The sequence below is a fragment of the Erythrobacter sp. K21-9 genome (genome assembly GCF_055808355.1).
In genome coordinates this window covers 1366361-1386399 of sequence record NZ_CM147866.1, presented here as the reverse complement: position 1 = coordinate 1386399, position 20039 = coordinate 1366361, and the positions used below count along the sequence as shown (strand labels likewise).

The window sequence follows — 20039 nt, the reverse complement described above, 5'->3', positions numbered from 1 at the left end:
GCCTTGCCGCTGACGAGGGTGGGTGGCGCGCTGATCAAAGAAAGCGGAGGTCGCGGCCGCAATGACTACGTCCAGGTCACGCTTTCGTCACCTCAGCAATCCAATCATCGATCTCCGATTCAACCCATACTGTACACCTTGGTCCAAGCGACCTCGATTGCGGAAACCGCCCTTCCCTCATCCTTTGGTATATGGCCGTACGTCGGAGGCCTACGCGCTCCATGACTTCAGGAAGGCGCAGCAGCCGCTCTGATGGCACCGCGATATTGGCAACGGTGCTTGTCGGACCGCCCGACGCTGGAGTCTCCGTTTCAGCCATCGGCGCTTTCGTACTCGTTATGAATAAAGAGCGCGTCTCTTCGTTCAAGATCATCAATGTGTTCGGCGAGGAGGCGCGCGAGCCTTTGGGCCGTCCCCTTTGCCCAGCGTGGCCGCACTTCCTGCAACCTCGATCCGAGTTCGCAGGTCAATGCGACCGGTAGCGTGGTGAGGAATGCGCCAAGGAAGGCGCCGATCTCGGTATCGATCCACTGAACCGCCTGGTCCGCATCGGTCAGAATGAAAAGCACGAGAGCGAGGTTCGGATCAACTCCGCAAGCGATCAATATGCGCGATGCTTCGAATAGCGTCGCTGTCCGTTCGCCTGTCAGAATACGGCGCAGTGCATCCTTATGGATGGTTGACTGCCGGGATATCTCGATGCGTGTCTTGCCGCTGTTCAAAACAGTGGCCGCCAGCAGTTTCGCGAGACCGTCATGCTGCACCTCGTCTGCGGATTTATCGGGAGTGACCAATGGGCTTTCCTAAGGGTTTCTCGGCAAGGAGTCGCGCTACCCGAGCAAGGAGGCTGTAGGAAAGAAAGAAGAACATATAAGGAACGTATAGGATCGCGTGATACGCCGCCGAGCCGTGATTCGCGCAAAAACCGGTCACCGGCGCGCAATTGTTGTCCGCCGCCGCGCAAAAAGCGGCCAACGAAGCGCACGACAGCAGACCGGGTGCGCATTTCGCGGCGATTGGCAGCAGATTGTCGATTTTTGCTTGTTCGGCGACCGACAACTTCCGCCTTCTGTTTTCCTACACCCCACCACTCAATCGAGGAAGAACATACAGCGAACGCATCGCTGTTTTGTGTTCCAAATGGAGTTCCTCGATGACCAAGACCCTTACTCTCCCCCAAAGGCCAAAAGCAACATTCGGACACGCGACTATATCGTCCCGGCAGCCGTTGCCCTGGCCTGCGCCGGCGCGGCCTATGCCGGCGCTGATACGACCTTCGATCCCGCGCTGCAGAAGTTCACAGACTTCCTCGAAGGCTCCGGCGGTAAGATCATTACCGTCCTTAGCCTCGCCGGTGGCCTCATCGCGCTGGCCTCAGGCCGTTTCGCGCTTGGCCAGGTCGCTGTGCCCGTGGGCGTTGGCATCGGCGTTGGCACCGGTGTGCCGATCGTCACCTCTGTCGTGACCGCGACCATCTGATCGCTGGTTACGCTGAAAGGAGGGCGGCATGGTCGACACATACCTGGTGCCTCAAAGACTCGATGATCCGGAGCTAATTGGCTTTTGGACAATCGATGAGTTTGCGGGACTGCTGATCCCGTTCGCTTGGGGCATTCTAGCGCAGCACATTCTCATCGGGACTGGCCTCGCGGCCGTGACCTGGTTCGCTCTTCGGAAAGCGAAAAGATCTGGTGCAAGCTCGAAACTGGTGCACGCTGCCTATTGGTATTTGCCGGGGAGCTTCCTCGGCTTGAAAGCCACGCCGCCCTCCCATTGCCGCCTGCTTGCCGGCTGAGGGAGGAAGCAGATGAAATCTGAATTCGCTTATGAAGAGGCGCAACGCCATTTGAAGCAGCGCAACCGCTTTGCGGCGCTGGCAGGCGCGCTCGGCCTTTCCACGGTTCTCGCTGTCGGTACCGCAGCAACTCGCGATGAAGCGCTCATCCTGATGCCGATCACATCGGAACGGGTCGAGCTCTCGAGTAGCGGGATCGACGCGACATATCTCGAGCTTGTTACCCGTGACACCGCTCTGATGTTGCTCAATCGCGCGCCCGAAAGCCTCGATTATTGGATGGAGAGCATCCTCAAGCTTGCTGATCCAGCAGCGCGCGGAAGTCTTAAGGCTGAACTGGTCAAGATCGTTGATGAGCAGCGCGGCTCGGACATCAGCCAAGCCTTCGTGATTGCGCAAATCCATGTCGATCCGGACGCACTCACTTCAACTGTAAGCGGAACGCTCAAGACCTTTGTCGGCGCGCAAGTGATCGCCAGCCAGACCCGCAGCTTTGAGTTCATCTGGCGGCGCCGCGGCCTCAGCCTTGGCCTGACCGGTTTCCGCCAACTTCCTGCCCAAGAGGAGGAAAGCCAATGAGCTTCTCCACCCGATCCCTGCCGACAGCCCTTACAAGTGTGCTGCTCGCTTCAGCCTCGCTCATCCAGGCTTCGCCTGCGCATGCAGATCAGTTTGTCGAAGCCGCTGATGGGGCAACGATTGATTGCGTCCTCGCGCGCGGTGCGCTCACCCGGATTGCGCTGATCAAAGACGGCTTTGCCAATGTCTCAAAGATGGCAAGCGGCTATCCCTATAATGATTTTGAAGTGACGCATGAGCCAGTGCGCGGCGACATCTATGTCTCCGTCCCGCAGCGATATGCGAGCGCACGGGTCAGCTTCTTTGCCACCAGCAGTAAGGGCCATGTCTACAAATTCGCCTGCGCAATCGAAGGCGAAGAAGCGAGCCAGCTCTTCGTCACCAATCCAGCGCTAGCCGAACCTGATGATGGCGACGGCTTGAACTCCGCACCATCCGAAGACGAAGCCGCGATCCGTCTGATCGAAGCGATGGCGAGCGATGCCGTCTTGCCAGGTTTCCGTGCGCGGGCTGCGCTGTCACGCCCGCGCCGCACTGGCAGCCTCGAAGTCCAACAGGTCGCAGAATACGAGGGCGGGGAACTCACCGGCCAAGCCTTCACCCTGCGCAATCTCGGATCTGAGGCAATCGATCTTGCAAATGAGCGCGATGGGCCCGCAGGCGCGCTCGCCTTTGCCTATGCCAGCGAAACGCTCGCACCCGGCGAGACGACGCGGGCCTTCCTCGTCTTTGCCAAGGGAGGACTCAAGTGATGGCCGAGAGCAAAGCCAAAGCGCCCGACAGCAAAAGAGCGGGTCTCAACAGCGCGATCGCCAAACGGCAAAAGCTGCTCCTCGCCGGGATCGGCTCAGTAGCCCTCATCGGCGGATCGATGTTCATTTTCAGCGGCGATGAAGCGGAAAATGGCACGGATGGCGGTGCGACCACCATCGATACGGGCGGGTTGGTCAACCGCAATCTCTCTCAGCGGGAATTTGTGGCGACCTATGGCAATCGGCTCGATGCGCAGGGCCGGGCGATCAAAGACCTACAAGAAAGCCAGCTTCCCAAAAGCTCGATCGAACAGGAACTCGATACACTGCGCGGCGAAAACGCGCGGATGTTGAGCGATGGCCAGGCCGCAATCGATGCGATCTCAGCTGAAAATGCGGCCCTTCGTTCGGAGCTCGAAAGTGCAAGAGCCAATCCTCCTGTGGCGCCTGTCGCGCCGATTGCTCCGCCTCAGCCTGGCTCCAAGCCAACAGCATTGGAGCCAGCACCGCTCACCGAGCCAAAAGCAAGCCTGCTCAGCTTTAAAAGCGAGAACTCCAAGGCTGCGCCCACCAGTGTAAACGATGGATCACCACCGCTGCTCTTGGAAGCGAGCAGAGATTATCTTCCGCCCAACAGCTATGCTCCTGCGACGGTCATCGTCGGGGTTGATGCGTCTACGGGCGTGACCAGTCAAAGCGATCCGCTCCCTGTGGTGCTGCGCATCACTGGCCCGGCGCGCTCTGTCCTCAAAGACAAACGCCTCCTCACCACGGATTTGACCGGCTGCCTCGTCAATGGCGCAGCGCGCGGCGATCTCTCGGCTGAGAAAGTCTACGTCAAATTGGTGCGTATGACCTGCGCGCAGCCAGGCGGTCGTTATGCGGTCAGCGAGGTCAAGGGTTTCATCGCCTTTGCTGGCAAGTCCGGCGTTCGCGGCCGCGTCGTGAGCCGCGAAGGCAGTCTTGTAAGCCAAGCGCTGCTCGCTGGGATTGTCGGCGGGTTTGGCCGGGGCTTTTCCGCCAACGCCAATGGCATTTTTGCCGTACCGTGTCGGCGAGGATGGCCAGCGCGACGCGCTCTCACCCACCGACATTCTTGCAGGCGGTTTTGGCCAAGGCGCTGGCGAAGCCGCCGACACCGTCAGCCAATACCTCATCGAACGCGCCGAACAATACCAACCCGTCGTCGAGATGCCGACCGGCATCGAAGTCGAAATCGTCTTTCTCGACGGCGTCCATGTCAGGAGCCCCTCTCAATGAACTTTCACGATTTTCGTCCCGGTCTGATGACACGGGCTATTCATTTCTCGATCGCAGCAGCGAGCGCCGCTGCCGTGCTCACCAGCGGTGTCGCCATGGTGACCGCCATCCCGGCCCATGCCGCGATTGCGCGCGATGTCAGCCAAGCGCTCAAGCTCCGGCTGCCAAAAACGCCGATTGATGCGCTAGATTGCAAGAGTTTTGCGCCCTGGTGCGAAGTGGTCTCAGGCGACACGCTTTTCTATATCGACGAGGCGGCGCGCTATCTCTTCGTCGGACGGCTCTATGATCTTGAAAAACGCCGTGATGTGACAGCCACTCGGCTGATCGAGCTCAACCCCGATCTTCTGGCCGCAGGAGCCGCGCGCGCCGCTCGAGGCGCTGATAGCGCGGATCAAAGCCACAAAGCGAAAGCTGCGAAATCCGAAGTCGATACAGCTGGCCTTCCGAAAGACGGCGCAGTGCACTGGGGCAATCCCAGGGGTGAGAAGCTGATCGTCTTTTCAGACTTTCAATGCGGCTATTGCCGCCAGCTCACCGGCGCCCTCAAAGACACAGGCCTTTTCATCGAAGAACGCCCGATCTCGATCTTTGGCGCATCAAGCCGCCGGATGGCTGAAGGCGCGCTCTGCGCCCGTGATCCCGCCAAAGCGATGCATCAGGCTTATGCCGGGCAGACACACCCAATACCCTCGAGCTGCGATGTAAGCGAGGCGCTAGATGCCAATGAGGCCTTTGCCAAAGCCAATGGCTTTTCCGGAACGCCCGTCATCGTTCGCGCGAAAGATGGTGCAGTGCTTCACGGCTACCGCGATACGCAAACGCTGATCCGTTTTGCCAAAGGCGGAGCAGACCAATGAGCCCGCGCACCTACAAGCTTGCGATCCTTGCTGGGCTCGCTGTCACAATCAGTGGCTGCGCAACTTTGGGCAGCAATGTGAGCGGTGATTTCGCTTGCCGCGCGCCGGGTGGCAGCTGCGCGCCCACATCGGCGATTGATGAAGCCGCGACCAAGGCGAGCCTGCCTCAAGAACCTGTCACTCAGGTCACAGCGCCAAGCAGCGACCGCAAGCTGCGTATTGTAGTCGCTGCGCGGCGCGATGCCAGCGGACGTGAGCACGAAGCGCGCGTTGTCCATGTGCCTTTGCCCGAGCCGCCGCATTCGGAGTGGCGGGCGCCACTCTCAACGGGCCAGGTTCTTCGCGCGCTCGGTACCGTGCCAGCCAAGGCACACAGCAAAAGCAACCCATTGCTCCACCTTCCAGTTTTACCCCGCAGCAGCTCCCGGAAGTTCTGGTTATCCCCTCCCAGACTTTTCCGGAGCTGCCCGGCGCGAAAGCGCCGGTTGCAGGGGCACCCGGCCTTTCCCCTCCCCAGGCCGGGTGCCCCAATCGCCAACAGATGATGGAGAGACGCTATGACCCTCTCACTAAGCTCTGCGCGCGATGCGCTTCTTTCAGGCCTGTTCGGCGATGCCAAAAAGGCCGACCAAACGGCGGCGCATTTTTCGCTTGAAATGCTGTCGGACTGGCTACCCTACCGCGTCTTCGATCAAGGCGCTGGGCTCTATCGCAACGCCCTTTCGAAAGGTTTTGCGCTTGAAGTAACCCCGCTGATCGGTGCCGACGAACGCACGGGCGAGATTCTGGGCCAGTTCTTTTCTGAAAGTCTGCCGCGGGGCGCATGTCTGCAAGTGCTCAATTTCGCGAGCCCGCGCATCGGCTCGATTGTCGCGCCCTGGTTTGCTCCGCGTTACGAGCAAGGCGGCATCTATGAAGCGATAGCCAAAGCGCGCACCGACCGGCTTTACGATCTTGTCTGGCAATCGGGCTCCGAGCACGCGCCTTTCCATGCCCGCCATACACGATTGATCATTTCGCTTGGCGCGCCAGTTCCAAGCAATGTGAGCGACGCAGAGCTTAGCGAATGCCGCAAGGGCCTGATGGGCATGCTCAATTCGCTGGGCCTTTCGTCAACCCCGCTTGAGCCCGCTGGGCTCTTGGCGCTGATCGATGAACTCACATCGCCCACCACGGCGCGCGAGCCTGAGACTACACATTGGAACCGCGAAGACACGCTCGATGCCCAAGCGATCCGACGCGATATCGAACTGGAAGTGGAAGATGATCGGTTGATCCTTCGCACCGAGCGCTTTCGCGAAACCGGGCGAAGCCGCGATGGCGTGCCGCAAATGGGCGAATGCTATCCCGACCGCTTTGACGTTCGCCATTATGGCGCGCGTTCGACACCTGAACGCTGGGCGCCGTGGGAATGTGCGCGCCTCATCGGTGATATGTTCACCGACAAACTGCGCTTTCCCTGCCCTGCAGCCACCATGCTGTGCCTGCATTATCCCGATCAGGAAGCAGCTAGCGCTCGCGCAGGCTATAAATTCATGCGTACTACCAGCCTTTCTGAAACGAAAAGCGCGCGCTTTCTTCCCAATCTCTCCCAGCAACCTACTGAATGGAAACACGTTCAGGCCGAGCTTCAAGCGGGCAAGAAACTGGTCAAACTCTTCTATGGTGTCACCACCATCTCCCCGCTTGGCGAAGGCGATGCGCACGAGCGCACAATCAAGGCAATCTACAAAGCGGCAGGATGGGATTTGGCGGACGAACGCTTCCTTCAATTGCAAGGACTGGTCGCTGCCTTCCCGCTGAGCCTTGCGGACGGCCTTGTCCAAGACATGGCGCGTCTCAAGCGCTTTCGGACGATGCTCTCGACGACAGCTGCCAATATCGCGCCGATGCAAGGCGAGTATCTCGGCGGAGAAATCCCGCATCTCTTGCTGCTTGGGCGGCGCGGCCAGCCCTTTTTCTGGTCGCCCTTCGAGAACAATGCGGGCAATCACAACATCGCGATCTGCGGGAAATCAGGTTCAGGAAAATCGGTCCTGCTGCAGGAGCTCTGCACCGCCTTGCGCGGCGCGGGCGCGAAGGTCGTCGTGATCGATGACGGTCGCAGCTTTGAGCATTCAGTGAAGCTGCAAGGTGGTCGCTTTGTCGAGTTCACACTCGCCTCGGGCTTCTCACTCAACCCCTTTTCGATGGTCGATGATGCGCGCGCCGAGATCAACGAGGACTATCGGCTCGATTGCTTTGCCATGATCAAAGCCATTATCGGCCAGATGGCGCGGCCAAGCACGGCACCATCGGACACCGAGCGCGGATTGATCGACCAAGCAGTGACCCATGTATGGGATGCGCTCGGCAGCGGCGGCGCGGTGGACGATGTCGCCCACGCGCTTCATTCAAGCGAGAACCAAGCTGGTAAAGAGCTTGCGACAGCGATTGCACCCTTTTGCCAGGGCGGAAGCTATGCCGGGTTTTTCTCAGGCAAAGCCAGCTTTGCACTCGAAGATGATTTCACCGTCTTTGAGATGAGCGATTTGGCGAGCCGGGAGGAGCTGAGGAGCGTCGTTCTCTCAGCCATCATGTTCATGACCGGTCAGGCGATGACGCGTAGTTCAAGAGCGACCAAGAAGCTGCTCCTTATCGACGAGGCCTGGGCCATGCTCAAAGGCGGGTCGATGGGCGAGTTTGTCGAGACTTACGCTCGAACGGCGCGCAAGTATGGCGGCGCTCTCGCAACCGCCACCCAATCTCTCAATGACTACTACAAATCGGATGGCGCGCGCGCCGCGCTTGAAAACAGCGACTGGATGCTGGTGCTCCAGCAAAAGCCCGAGACCATCGCCGACTTCCGCAAGGAGGCCCGGCTCGACATGGATGACCGCACCGAGACGCTGATCCGCAGCCTCAAGCGATCGGGCACCGAATATAGCGAGATCTATGTGAAGGGCCCGGAGACAGAAGCGGTCGGAAGGCTAGTGCTCGACCCGCTCTCAGCGACGATCTTCTCCTCTGATCCTGACACCTATGCTGCCATCCAGAGCCATGTCGGAAGCGGCATGCCTCTGGAACGCGCAGTCGCCCTGGTCGCGGGCATCCAAGTGAAAAGCCAATGACGCTCGAGACCAACACGCTTGTCGATCGCACACCGTTGCCCCTGACGAATTGGGCACAGCGCACGCGGCGATCCTTCAATTGGCTCGCGCTCTTCCAAGGCAGCTGCTTTGTGCTGATCGAATGCGTCATCTTCGCAGCCAGCACTCTGTTACTGGTGCTTGGCCTGCCGCTGTTCGTTTTTCTGCTGCTAACAGGCTGGGATCTCACCACGCTGTTTGCGCAGCTCGGCAATCTTGCCGACCATTATCGGACCGCTGAACCCTTAGCGCGGCGGCTCTTTGCATCGGATTTGCAGATCGCCTTCCTTATAATCGCGGGGACGCTTGCCCTCTTTAGAATGCCAGGTTTTCTGCGTCGGCTTGAGCGCCGTCTCCATGAAGGCGAGGTGTCTCATGGCTGATGCAAACCTCACCCGCCCGCTCCTTCTCAAAGCGCTTGTCATGTCAGCCTGCATCGCCGCATTGCTCTGGGGCGTTTGGATCACACGCGAGATCACAAGCGAACCGGCCATACAACGCATTGTTACGGTTCGGCTTGCCGAGACGATCGGGACATTTGTCAAAGAAGCCGCGCGCGCTGACGCGGATCCTGCGGCGGTCCAGGCGGCAAGCCTTGCCTACCTCAAAGCAGCCGAAAGCGCGGTTGAGGATATGGGACGCGACGGGCGCGTCATTCTGGTTGCCGAAGCTGTGCTCGCAGGCGCGGCCGAGGACGCAACACCCGAGCTCGAAGCGCGCATCGCTGAAAAGCTCAATGCGGGAGAACGGCCATGAATCTGCCTCTTCGCTTCAAGCGCCCGCTGCTCCTCATAGGGGTCGTCCTCTTGCCGCTCGCCTGGGCACCACTCGATGCCTTTAGCAAAAACCACGCCTTCCTCATCAATGCGAGCCCAAGCCTGCCCAATTGGGCCTTCTGGCTCGATAATGACGCGCAGATAACGCGTGGCAGCCTGATATTCTTTGAGCCTCCCAAGAGCCGCCTCGTTACAAGTCATTTTGGCAAAGAGCCACAAATGTTCGGCAAGCGCGCGCTGGGCATGCCCGGCGATATGGTCAGCCATGAAGGCGACCAAGTCTTCATCAATGCCAAACCCATTGCGACGCGGCTCGACAGAACCAGCCTCGGCGTACCGCTCACACAAGGGCCGGAAGGCATGATACCGGAGGGCTGCTTCTATGCCGGAACCGATCATCCGCGCGGGCTTGATAGCCGCTATGCGGAGATAGGCTTTGTCTGCTCCAAGCAGATCATGGGCAGCGGGAGGGCCATCCTGTGATGCGCGCCACTCTGTCTTTCATCGCGCTTTCCCTCGCAATCCTGCCCATACAGGCGCAAGCGCGCGACTTCGGTCAGCGCGGCGCGCTCTTTCCGATTGTCGAGCGCGACCTGCTCGAACAGATCCACTCGCGGCTTGTCCAGATGGAGAAGTCAGGCGAGACCACGCGGCTTAATCAGGAATTGAAGCGGCGGACCATTGCGCGGGTTAATCGGCCCGATCCTGTTCCCGGCCTCATCCGCGCGCATGAAAGCCGCAATTGGATCTTCGATCCAACCATCACGCTGGCTGCCGATATTCGCGGGGCAAAAGGCGAGCTCATCCATGCTGCCAGAACGCGGGTCAATCCGCTCGACAGTGTGAAGCTGCGCGCTGACCTTCTGTTCCTCGATGGCGATGATCCAGCGCAGATCCGATGGGCGCTTGAGCAAGACCCAAAGGCCAAGCTGATCTTGGTCAAAGGCGCACCGCTCGAACTCATGAAAACTCGTCAACGCCGCTTCTATTTCGATCAAGCCGGCAAACTCACGGCCAAGTTCAACATCAAAGCTGTGCCAGCACGAGTGCGTCAGCAAGGGCGCATACTTGAGGTAAGCGAGATCGCTTTGCCAACGCGGAAGGTGCGGCCATGAGCAGTTTCCGCGCTTTCCTGGCTCTCGTGATTGCCTCGTTGTCGTTGGCCTTCGCTTCGCCCGCTTCCGCTGATGCCGGGCCGGGCAAATGCACCGGGCAGTTCGTCAATCCGATCACCGATATTTGTTGGTCGTGCCTTTTCCCGATTTCCGTCGGCGGGCTTGAAATCTGGCCTTCAAGCCGTCCTGATCCCGATAATCCTGATTTTCCGCTTTGCCTTTGCGGTATCCGGCCCGGCATCGCGATGGGGTTCTGGGAGCCGGTACGGCTTGCCGATGTCAGCATGAAGCCATGGTGCTTCGTTAATCTGGGCGGGATGAAGCTCGATCCCGGCTTCGATATTGGCTTTCGCTCGATCTCCGGACCGTCTGCGATTGGCGGAGCAAGCCAGTATTATTCGAGCTGGCATGTCCACTGGTATGCTTATCCGCTCATCTACTGGATGGAAATCGTTGCTGATTTCCTGTGCCTCGAACCCGGCTCAATCGACATTCTCTACATCTCCGAGATTGATCCGCTGTGGCAGGACAGCGAGCTCACCGCGATCATCAACCCCGAAGCGGTGCTCTTCGCCAATCCGCTCGCACTAGCCGCCTGCGCTGCCGACTGCGCGGCTTCGACCGCCAATCTTCCGCTTGATGAAATGTTCTGGTGCGCGGGCTGCCAGGGCTCAATGTATCCGATGAATGGCAATGTCTCTGCCTCGATCGGCCATGTGCAAGCCTCGCGGCTCGTGCTCTCACGCTTTGCTTACAAGCTGCACCGCCAGCTCGTTTCATGGGGCACAATGGGCTCGAAAGGGCTCTGCGGCAAATACCTCATGCCGGTGATGAGAAAACAGCAATATCGCTTTCAAGCCACCAACCCCAATCCGGCGACCAAAGGCCGCTACGCCTGCCCGCCCATCGGGGCATCGACCACCTTTCAATCTCCCGGACAGATGATCCCCGCCATTGGCGAAGACATGGGGTATCTCGTCTGGCGCAAAAGGAACTGCTGCGCGCTATGAGACACGCCTTTTCGCTCTTCGCCATCACCAGCATTGCGATCGCTGCAACTGTAGCTGTTGCATCAGCACAGGATGCTTCACCCGAGCTCGATCTTGCCGAAATCCGGGCTCGTGCGAACGAACATACGAAAGACGCCGAAGCGCTCGCCACCGCAGTGCGCACCAAAGCCGATATTTTGGCACAAGAAGCCAAACAAACCCAGCAAGAGGCAAATGACAATCGCGCTGGCTACGCCGCGACAGCCCAGGCGGCAGTGGATGGAGGCCCGCTTGATCTGGATGGTATGATCCGCGCGCAAGCCGATGCAGAAGCGGCGAGCCTCACTGAGACACCCAAATTCATCGCCTTTGCTTCGCTAGGCATGCCGGAAGCTTCGCTGAAAGCGCTGGTGCGAGACGTGACCAAAGCGGGCGGTATCACTGTCCTTCGAGGTTTCCCTCAAGGCGACAGCAAAGCCTTTAAGCAGCGTCTCGCAGCAATTTGGAGTGATGGTGATGAAGCCGGCGCACTCGGGATCGATCCGCGTCTTTTCCGCGCTTTTCAGATCGAAGCTGCACCGAGCTTCGTCATGGTCGCAAGCGACTTTGCACCCTGCGATGGATTCGACTGCACCGATGCCGTGCCACCCCATGACCGCGTCGCTGGCAATATCAGCGTGGACGAAGTGCTCGAAACCTTTGCCAGCGGCGGCGGCCCCGGTGCCCGCCTTGCTCGCCTTCATCTTCACCGCATGCAAAGAGAGCACATGTGATCCGCCGATCATCCATCAAAACTCTACTCTTCGCTCTGTCTTTGCTCGCCACGCCTGCCTCGGCTCAGCAGCAGGAAGCCAGAAGCGACGGCAAAGCCTTCGGCGAGAGCCTGCGCGGTGAAGCGCAAGTGGTAAGCAAAGCGCAACCAAGCGCGTCCGAGCTCCCCAACTATGACCGCGAGGCCGTACGAAATCTCGAGCGGCTCGCCGATAATCCCGATCAGATCGAGGGAGCGGCCACAGCTGCATCGCGCAATCATCAAGGCCATCGCCTGGTGCGCGACAGCATGGCCAATCGCGCGCGCTTCGAAAGCGATGATATTGAAGCGGTGATTGCCCGCAGTTTGGCGATCAATACAACACCGCTCGATTACACCAGCGGTATGTCGATCTCAGGCAGCCAAGGCGAATGCGTACCCTTGCCGCCTGGTGCTGGGTCCGCTGGCACTTACACAGCCACATGCAACACAGGCACACGGATCGAGCAAGCCGAGGGGCAATGCGCAGTTCCGCTTGTCGCCAGCGTGACCCAGCGCCAGCAATGGCATTATCTCTGCAACGATACTGGCATCCAACAAGGACTCCCATGGTGCTCTACATTCAACAGCGGCTCGTGCCGCATTACCGGCTATCGGCCCGGCCCATGTCTCCAGTGGTGGGATAACGGCTTTAACCGTTACTGCTCTGAACCGGGTGACCCTATCGCCGAAATCTCTTGCGATGCGCCTGACTCGCGCTACTCGCCCTTTGCGATCACCACGCAAAGCACGGTCGACGCCGCTCCAGATGAAACCCAGTGCCAGCCTTTTGCGGAGGATGGAGATTGCACACTCGATGCGGAAATCTGTACCGATGAGACCCCGCAAACCCGGATTGTTGATGGAGTGGCTGTCACCCAGAGCTGCTGGGAATGGGAGCGAAGCTACACTTGCACATCGCGCGAAGCGGCAAGCGATTGCTCGGATATCGAAGCGCTCGGCACCTGCCGCTTTATGCGCGAAGAATGCATCACAGAGGAGGTTCCCTGTGAGACCTGGGAGCGCATCTACGAATGCCCGCTTCCAGAAACCGAGAACTCACCCCAGTTCGTCTGCGATGGCGATGTCTATTGCATCGATGGAAGCTGCGAGACCATTGAGCGGACGCCCAATGATGAGTTCAAAGATGCGGTCACCGCGCTTAATGCAATGGATGAGGCGCGTGGGCAGTTCGATCCCAATACGCTGACGCTATTCCGCGGGACCCGAAACACCTGCTCGTCCAAAGTCTTTGGCGTGCTCAATTGCTGCAAGGGCAAAGGCTTTCCGCTGATCCCCGGCATCAGCCTGCTGGTCGCACTTGGCTGCGACCGCGAGGAAGTGCTGCTCCATGAACGCGATGCGCAAGGGCTATGTGCCTATGTCGGGACCTATTGTTCGAAGAAGTTCCTCGGTGTCTGCTTGACAAAGAAGAAAGCCTATTGCTGCTTTGAGAGTAAGCTCTCGCGCATTTTGCAGGAACAGGGTCGCAAACAGCTTCCAAAACCATGGGACGAGCCCAGGCACGAGCAGTGCGAAGGTTTTACCCTCAACGAGTTCGCGCTGCTTGATTTAAGCCTCATGGATTTCAGCGAAGTCTATGCCGAATTCACCGAGGCTGCCCGGCTTCCCGATGAACTCGAGACCTCCATCCTCATCCAGCAAAAGATCGACGACTATTACGCAAGGGGCGGTCAATGATGAGCATTGCATCACGGCTGGCGCTAATCCTGATTTCAGTAGTCCTGAGCACAGCGCCGGCAAGCGCACAGCGAGTTGAGAGCACCGAAAGAAGCGCAGCAGCGGACACGCTCTACTGCCAGGAGCGTAAGCTCGGCTATTGGTTCTATTGCGCCAAGCCTGTCCGCAAAGACGCGCCCCAACAAGAGGAAGAGCCGGAGCCAGTATCGATCCCAGCCACCCAAGAATTGGAAGCAATCACCAGCGAGCTGCGCGAATTGAAAGCGCGTGCGATCCTCTATCCCACCAGAGACAATGTCGCAGCGTACATCCGCTTCCAGCGCGCGCAGCTCGATCGTGCTTCGCTCTTCTCCGACGTCTGGCAGCGGGCCATCTGGCAGGATCCCGAACTCGATTACACGCTGCAGCGTCCTGTCGGTGCGGTCGCCAAAAAACAGTGGCAGGATGTGCGGGCAGCAGAACGCGACACCGTGATGGGCAGGCTCTCGGAGCGTTATGGCTTATTCTATTTCTTTAGCGCCACTTGTGGCCCCTGCGAAGTGATGAGCCCGATCGTTAAAGGCGTAGCCAGCCGCTGGGGGATCACCGTACGCGCGATCTCAACCGATGGCGGGCCGTCAAGGCATTTCCCCGACTACAGGGTCGAGACCAATCAAAGAGAGCGGATGGGCCTTGAGACCAAAGCAACGCCCGCTTTGGTCCTGTGGGACAGCGAGGCCAAACGAGCCGATCCCGATCGGATACGGTGTGCTGTCCGCTGATGAGCTGCAAGACCGCATCTATCTCCTCACCTCAAAGGAAGCCGGACATGATTACTAGCATCAGAAACGCTGCGCTCGGCCTTGCTGCTGCCAGCATGATAGCCTCGCCTCTTGCGGCAAATGTCGGCGACAGCATGGACCGCTTCATGGATGACATGGGCGCGGCGGCGAACGTCACTGGTCCGACCGCCTTCGAAGGCCAGTCCGCAGGCTACTATAGTCTGGGCAATGTGTGGACACGATTTCCGCAAAAGACGACCAATATCGCCAATCTGCAATTGCCAAGAGCGCGTGCGGGGTGCGGCGGGATCGATATCTTTGCGGGCTCCTTTTCCTTTATCAATGCAAGCGAGATGGTCGCGCTAATGAAGGCAGTGGCCAACAATGCAGTCGGCTTCGCCTTCAGCTTGGCGATCGATACCGTCTGCCCTGAATGCAATAAGATCATGCAGGAGTTTAGCAAAAAGGCTCAGCTCATGAACAATCTCTCAATCAACTCCTGTGAGATGGCGCAGGGGCTGGTGGGAGGCCTGTGGCCCAAAGGCGATTTGGCCGACAAAGCGATCTGCGAAGCAATCGGGAATTCTGAAGGCATCTTCACCGACTATGCCGCTGCCAAGCATGGCTGCGGCGCGCGAGGCCAGCGCGCTTCAACCAATGAAAGCGCCGGTACTGACTATGTAGACGTCAATCCCGGCGTAGCGCGCAACTACACCTGGCACGTCCTTAAAGAGAGCGCTTTCTTCAACCCCAGCGGCACTTTCGACCGCGAGCTCGCCGAATACGCCATGACGCTGATCGGCACGGTTATCTACGTCCCGCCCAAGGATGACGAGCCGGGCAAGTTTGTGCCCTTCGCGGGCGATGCGTCTTCGACGCTGGTGAGCGCGCTGCTTGATGGAACCCTGGGCCAAAGCGTGCGCGTGTTCCGCTGCGATGAAACCGATCTCTGCCTCAATCCCACCTTCCAGCAGATGAGCCTGTCAAACGCCAAGGCGATCCGACCACGGGTGGCGCAGCTCATTGGCAATATGGTCGATGCGATCCGGACGGACACGGCCATCGGGAATGCCGAGAAGGAGCTGCTTCAGGTCGCTTCGATCCCGCTCTACAAGATACTAACTGTCCAAGCCGCGTATGGGCGCGGCATGCCGACCGATGACCGCGATACGCTGGCTGAAATTGCAAGCGTCGATCTACTCTATGCAATCCTTGACCGGATCGTGTCGGAAGCTGGCCGTTCGATGGCGAGCTTTATTGCTGCGGACGAAGCCAAGTTGGCGATCTGGCGCGGACAAGTGACCGAAGTGCGTAGCAGTCTCATCCAGCGGCAAGCGACAGGCCAAGCCAAAGTCTCTGCGATCATGCAGATCATCGAGAAGACAGCGATGATCGAAAACGCGCTCGCCGCGTCGATGTCACCGTCCATGTCGGCTGCGCTCGACTGGTCGCGCGGCCTGCAATCGCGCTCGATAGTGCCCTGAGGCAAAGACAATGGTTGAGATCTTCACCACGGGCGGCGGCGAATACATCGTCAATGTCCTGAACGCCGTAGCCGCTTGGACGGGTGCCGGAGGCTATAAGAGCCTGATTCAGGTGGCGCTCGTTATGGCTATGACGCTGGCGGTTATAGTCGTTGCATTCAATCAGAATTGGCGCGCTTGGCTCAACTGGTTCTTGGGAGCGACACTCATCTATATGTGCCTGATGGTGCCGCGCATGGATGTGCAAGTGACAGACCGCGTCAATCCCAGCCTGGCTCCTGCAACAGTCGCTAATGTCCCACTAGGCCTTGCACTTATGGCGAGCTTCACCAGTCAAATTGGTGATTACCTGACACGTTCGGCTGAGACGGTGTTCGGGCTGCCCGATGATCTCAATTATTCGAAGAATGGTATGATCTATGGCGCACGCCTCCTCGAGGCGACGCGGAGCCTGCGCATCGCTGATCCCGAATTTGCCGCGAACTTCGATGAGCATGTGCGCCAATGCGTGTTCTACGATCTGCTGCTTGGCCGCTATTCGATGAAAGAGCTCTCAGAAAGCGATGACATATGGGCAACGATAGCGCCGGGTAGCCCAGCGCGCGCGCAGAAGTTCCTGACTCGCCAAGGTGATGACAGCGTCACAGCCAATATCGTCACCTGCCGTGAGGCCTACACAAGCCTATCTGGCCAATGGGCGGGCATGATCGATGAGATGACGCTTGTTGCCGTACCGCCAGCTCTATCCGAGGCAAACCGAAGCGCTAGCCAAGGCCAAGCTCATCGCAGACTTGCCCGTCGCTTACCAATATCTGACAGGCATTTCGAAGGATGCGAGCAGCATCTTTCGCCAAGTGCTGACGATCAACGCGATGAATCAGGCCATGCATGGCTTTGCCGGATCAAGCGGCGCTTCAAGTGTCGATGTGTTTGCCCAGACCCGAGCCGATATCCAGACCGAACGCACCTATTCCTCAATCGCCCATAATGCGATGAAATGGGTGCCGATCCTCAATGTCGTGCTGACGGTGGTATTCTACGCGCTGTTTCCAGTTCTCTTCCCGCTTTTCCTAATGCCAAGGACCGGGCCGATTGCGCTGAGAGGCTATGTGACCGGCTTTTTCTACCTCGCTGCCTGGGGACCGCTCTTCGTCATCCTCCACATGATCTTGATGATGAAAGGCGCAGGCGATGTTGCAGCCGCAAGCGGCACTAGCGGCCTTAGCCTTGCAACCTTTTCCGGCATGACCGACGTCAACAACGATATTGGTATTCTCGCTGGATATCTTGTCGCCTCAATACCCTTCCTCGCAGGCGGGGTTGCTCGCGGGGCGATGGCAATTTCGGGCCAAGCCACAAGCTATCTCAATCCCAGCCAGAACGCAGCGGAAGAGGCAGCGCGCGAAGCGAGCACAGGCAATCTCTCGCTCGGCAACACCAATCTCGACAATTCAAGCGTGTTCTCCCGCCAATTTGCGCAAGGCAGCCTCGCGCCAAACATCGCTTATGGGGCCGCCCAGACGCGTGGGTTTGGCGAGAACGGCACCCAGACAACCAGCTTCCCACAAGCTGAGTTCGCCAACGTGCCTAACTCGAGCTATCCTTTTACCCCGACACTTGGACAGGATTTCTCCAGCCGACTTTCGACCATGGCGAGCGAGAGCCGCAGCCAGAGCGAGACCTTCTCCAATCTCGCTCAGCAATCAACCAGCTCAGCGGTCACACGCTTCAGCGAGCTGCGCGATGCTTACACCCGGTCGCGCTCCAATGAGACGGTCAGCGGAACGTCAACCAATGACAGCATTGGCAGAACCTTCAGCGAGCTCGACAATGCGTCGAACACACTCCAGCAGCAATTTGGCCTATCGCGCCGGGCCTCGGACGACATCACGGTCTCATGGTTCCTGAATGGCGATGGCGGTTTAGGCGTCAAGGGAGAGCGAGGCTCAGTCGCAGGGAGTTTGGGCCTCAAAGGCGGCCGTAATCAAACTTGGACCGATAGCGACATCGGAATCGCCTCGGAAGATCGTTCGCGCATCGAAAGCGCGTTGAGCCAAATTTCAGAAAGCCAGAACTGGTCCAGCTCGAGAGAGGGATTCTTACGGGAAACGAGCTCAAGCTCGGAAGCGCTTGTCTCGAGCAGTGCAGCCGGCGTCACCACTTCGCTAACTGAAGCGCAAAGTTACACAGTCGAAGCACGGCGCGCAGAAGAGATAGCCAATCGGCTCGAAAGCCAGGCCAGCTGGTATGAAAGCGCCAATGCTGCTGGAAGCTTGAATCTGAGCCAAGCTTACCGCGAATGGGGTATGGCAGAGATCGATGCCAACCGTGATTATTACGGCCAAGCTCGCTTTGATGACATCGACTTCCAAATGAGCCCGCAAGGGCAACAACTGCAATCTCGCTTTGTTGAAAGCTACGCTGATGGCCTCAATGACGAGATCGCGAGCGAACTTGTCCTACCTGATGGAGCCCCGGTGGCCCGGCCCAATGTCGGAAGCGCTAGCGGCGTTCGCGGTTCAGTTCGCCTTGGCGGAGTGTCGAGCTCGCTGTCACACACTTCAGATTCCAGAGACGAGGTCGCTGGTGACGTCAGCCGGTGGCAAAGCGAGGGCTCTCGTAGGATTGAGCAAAGGAGAGGCAGGCTTGATCGCACCACGCGGGACGCAAGAGGCGCGTCTCCTGAAGCAGCTGATGGTGTGAAGGAATGGTAGTTAGATCAAGCCGTCGTAGATGATGACGAAAACGACAAACGCAGTGAATAGGAGACCGAAAAGGACCAATCCCGCCTTTCCCCATGGATCAGCCCAAGTTTTCTTCCAGGTGTAGGATGTAAGGCGATCTTCAGCGATGGCGCGGTCGATCTCACGAAAGCCTTCCCAATCGCCTTTGCTTTCTGGCGGAGTTTTGTCGGAATTGCTCATAAGTCAGCGTCCTTTCGCCAGAAGCCAAAGCCCCCTCTGCTTTCGAGCAGCAAGTGTAAGCCAAGTTGCGCGAAGCTCAAAATCTGGCTGATAACTAGCCGTAACTAGCGTCGACTGACCGATTCATTCGCGCCTTTGGCGCAATGCTGCTGTGGGATCGAGGGACGCCTGCTCTCAGGCGTGTTCAAATAGGCGTTGAGTCGTTCAACGGTTCTTCGGCGTGGTCTGCGCCCCATTCTTAAATCGAGCACAAATCGGGGATCGCCCACGGCTCGCCTACCAAAACGCGTTGCAGAAATATGGTTGTCTTTCAGATGCCTTTCGATCCGTTCCAGCAGCGTCATACCTTTCTCACTCCGACTCGCAAATCCCTTGTGTTCTTGTTATGTTCTTACTAGGATGATTTCCGCGAGTCTAGGAAGAAATCCTACGATCGATCCTGAAGGACCACACAAATGGAACATGTTAGAGAGGAACTTGAGCGGCTGATCACCCAAGGCGGATACGGCTACGCGGCGGTTTCAAGGCTGCTTGGACGTAATCCAAGCTATATCCAGCAATTCATAAAACGCGGATCGCCTCGTATCCTTGACCCCGAGGATCGCAAGACACTTGCAAGCTTCTTTGGCGTCGATGAACAAAGGCTCGGTGGCCCTGCTCAAACACCAATGGACGGAATGATCGAAGTTCCCGTTTTGGACGTTGATGCCTCGGCCGGCTTTGGTGCTATTGCATCCGATGAATCGAGTTACACGCGCTTTGGCTTTGACGAGAAATGGCTCAGGAGATTGACTGGCGCTAAGGGCGCCAGTCTCTCAATCGTCAGTGTCCTGGGCGATTCCATGGAGCCCACACTTAGCGATGGCGACGAAGTTCTCGTCGATGCGTCCGACCATGGATCAAGGCTGAGGGATGGGATCTATGTGCTGCGCTCCGACGATACGCTGGTCGTAAAGCGTATCGCGCTCAAGCCAGGCGCGAAACAGATAACAATTTCCAGTGACAATCCCGCCTATCCTTCATGGAATGATGTGGATCGTGAAGGAGTTGAAGTGATCGGTACGGGTCATATGGTTTGGGAGAGCTCTTTAATCTTGCCTATCCGCAAACAGATGGAAGCGGTAC

At 58.4% G+C, this 20039-nt stretch carries 18 protein-coding genes and 4 pseudogenes; 18 read left to right on the top strand and 4 right to left on the bottom strand.

Going from position 1 to position 20039, the window contains the following annotated elements; all coding sequences use genetic code 11:
* Positions 1-76: 76 nt before the first annotated feature.
* From AC0L39_RS06995 to AC0L39_RS06985, 3 genes are read right to left on the bottom strand one after another with little or no spacing between them, the layout of a single operon-like run.
* Entirely contained in the window at positions 77-319 is a 243-nt protein-coding gene (locus AC0L39_RS06995; protein ID WP_473261829.1) for a helix-turn-helix transcriptional regulator, read from the bottom strand.
* Positions 312-794 carry a hypothetical protein gene (locus tag AC0L39_RS06990; protein ID WP_473261827.1) on the bottom strand — a complete coding sequence of 161 codons (483 nt, stop codon included), beginning with the start codon at positions 792-794 and terminating at the stop codon, positions 312-314. The genes AC0L39_RS06995 and AC0L39_RS06990 overlap by 8 nt, the downstream gene beginning before the upstream one ends.
* Positions 778-1059 (bottom strand): hypothetical protein, encoded by a 282-nt coding sequence (locus tag AC0L39_RS06985; protein WP_473261825.1) that lies wholly within the window; start codon positions 1057-1059, stop codon positions 778-780. The genes AC0L39_RS06990 and AC0L39_RS06985 overlap by 17 nt, the downstream gene beginning before the upstream one ends.
* Positions 1060-1140: 81 nt before the next feature.
* Here AC0L39_RS06985 and AC0L39_RS06980 point away from each other — a divergent pair, with 81 nt between their 5' ends.
* From AC0L39_RS06980 to AC0L39_RS06900, 17 genes and pseudogenes are all read left to right on the top strand, one after another.
* Complete coding sequence (locus tag AC0L39_RS06980; protein WP_473262307.1) at positions 1141-1479, top strand: hypothetical protein; 339 nt, start codon at positions 1141-1143, stop codon at positions 1477-1479.
* A gap of 28 nt (positions 1480-1507) precedes the next feature.
* Positions 1508-1795 carry a type IV conjugative transfer system protein TraL gene (traL, locus tag AC0L39_RS06975; protein WP_473261823.1) on the top strand — a complete coding sequence of 96 codons (288 nt, stop codon included), beginning with the start codon at positions 1508-1510 and terminating at the stop codon, positions 1793-1795.
* 12 nt (positions 1796-1807) lie between these two features.
* Positions 1808-2374, top strand: coding sequence for a type IV conjugative transfer system protein TraE (locus tag AC0L39_RS06970; protein ID WP_473261821.1), 567 nt, complete (start codon positions 1808-1810; stop codon positions 2372-2374).
* Positions 2371-3126 carry a type-F conjugative transfer system secretin TraK gene (locus AC0L39_RS06965; protein WP_473261820.1) on the top strand — a complete coding sequence of 252 codons (756 nt, stop codon included), beginning with the start codon at positions 2371-2373 and terminating at the stop codon, positions 3124-3126. The genes AC0L39_RS06970 and AC0L39_RS06965 overlap by 4 nt, the downstream gene beginning before the upstream one ends.
* Positions 3126-4386, top strand: a pseudogene (locus AC0L39_RS06960) (TraB/VirB10 family protein). The gene AC0L39_RS06965 and the pseudogene AC0L39_RS06960 overlap by 1 nt, the downstream one beginning before the upstream one ends.
* Complete coding sequence (locus AC0L39_RS06955) at positions 4383-5246, top strand: DsbC family protein (protein ID WP_473261818.1); 864 nt, start codon at positions 4383-4385, stop codon at positions 5244-5246. Before AC0L39_RS06960 ends, AC0L39_RS06955 begins: the two are co-directional and overlap by 4 nt.
* Before the next feature lie 557 nt (positions 5247-5803).
* Positions 5804-8356, top strand: coding sequence for a type IV secretion system protein TraC (traC, locus tag AC0L39_RS06950; RefSeq protein ID WP_473261816.1), 2553 nt, complete (start codon positions 5804-5806; stop codon positions 8354-8356).
* A complete protein-coding gene (locus AC0L39_RS06945; RefSeq protein WP_473261814.1) occupies positions 8353-8757 on the top strand; it encodes a hypothetical protein in 405 nt (134 codons plus the stop codon). Before traC ends, AC0L39_RS06945 begins: the two co-directional genes overlap by 4 nt.
* Positions 8750-9130: a TrbI F-type domain-containing protein gene (locus tag AC0L39_RS06940; RefSeq protein ID WP_473261812.1), complete on the top strand. Its 381-nt coding sequence runs from the start codon at positions 8750-8752 to the stop codon at positions 9128-9130. The genes AC0L39_RS06945 and AC0L39_RS06940 overlap by 8 nt, the downstream gene beginning before the upstream one ends.
* Entirely contained in the window at positions 9127-9633 is a 507-nt protein-coding gene (locus tag AC0L39_RS06935) for a S26 family signal peptidase (RefSeq protein WP_473261810.1), read from the top strand. The genes AC0L39_RS06940 and AC0L39_RS06935 overlap by 4 nt, the downstream gene beginning before the upstream one ends.
* Positions 9633-10265 carry a type-F conjugative transfer system protein TraW gene (gene traW / locus AC0L39_RS06930; RefSeq protein WP_473261808.1) on the top strand — a complete coding sequence of 211 codons (633 nt, stop codon included), beginning with the start codon at positions 9633-9635 and terminating at the stop codon, positions 10263-10265. The genes AC0L39_RS06935 and traW overlap by 1 nt, the downstream gene beginning before the upstream one ends.
* Positions 10262-11275, top strand: a complete 1014-nt coding sequence (traU, locus tag AC0L39_RS06925) for a conjugal transfer pilus assembly protein TraU (RefSeq protein WP_473261806.1) — start codon at positions 10262-10264, stop codon at positions 11273-11275. The genes traW and traU overlap by 4 nt, the downstream gene beginning before the upstream one ends.
* Positions 11272-12027 carry a type-F conjugative transfer system pilin assembly protein TrbC gene (gene trbC / locus AC0L39_RS06920; protein WP_473261804.1) on the top strand — a complete coding sequence of 252 codons (756 nt, stop codon included), beginning with the start codon at positions 11272-11274 and terminating at the stop codon, positions 12025-12027. The genes traU and trbC overlap by 4 nt, the downstream gene beginning before the upstream one ends.
* The gene (locus AC0L39_RS06915; RefSeq protein ID WP_473262305.1) at positions 12027-13745 is read left to right on the top strand and encodes a conjugal transfer protein TraN; all 1719 of its coding nucleotides are present in this window, start codon (positions 12027-12029) and stop codon (positions 13743-13745) included. The genes trbC and AC0L39_RS06915 overlap by 1 nt, the downstream gene beginning before the upstream one ends.
* Positions 13745-14564, top strand: a pseudogene (locus AC0L39_RS06910) (conjugal transfer protein TraF). The gene AC0L39_RS06915 and the pseudogene AC0L39_RS06910 overlap by 1 nt, the downstream one beginning before the upstream one ends.
* Complete coding sequence (locus AC0L39_RS06905; protein ID WP_473261802.1) at positions 14554-15990, top strand: conjugal transfer protein TraH; 1437 nt, start codon at positions 14554-14556, stop codon at positions 15988-15990. Before AC0L39_RS06910 ends, AC0L39_RS06905 begins: the two are co-directional and overlap by 11 nt.
* 10 nt (positions 15991-16000) lie before the next feature.
* Positions 16001-18704: pseudogene (locus AC0L39_RS06900) on the top strand (conjugal transfer protein TraG N-terminal domain-containing protein).
* Here AC0L39_RS06900 and AC0L39_RS06895 read toward each other — a convergent pair.
* Complete coding sequence (locus AC0L39_RS06895; protein WP_473261801.1) at positions 18705-18914, bottom strand: hypothetical protein; 210 nt, start codon at positions 18912-18914, stop codon at positions 18705-18707.
* Between the two features lie 455 nt (positions 18915-19369).
* Between AC0L39_RS06895 and AC0L39_RS06890 the strand changes: the two are divergent.
* Positions 19370-20006 (top strand): annotated as a pseudogene (locus AC0L39_RS06890) (S24 family peptidase).
* The last annotated feature ends 33 nt before the right edge of the window (positions 20007-20039 follow it).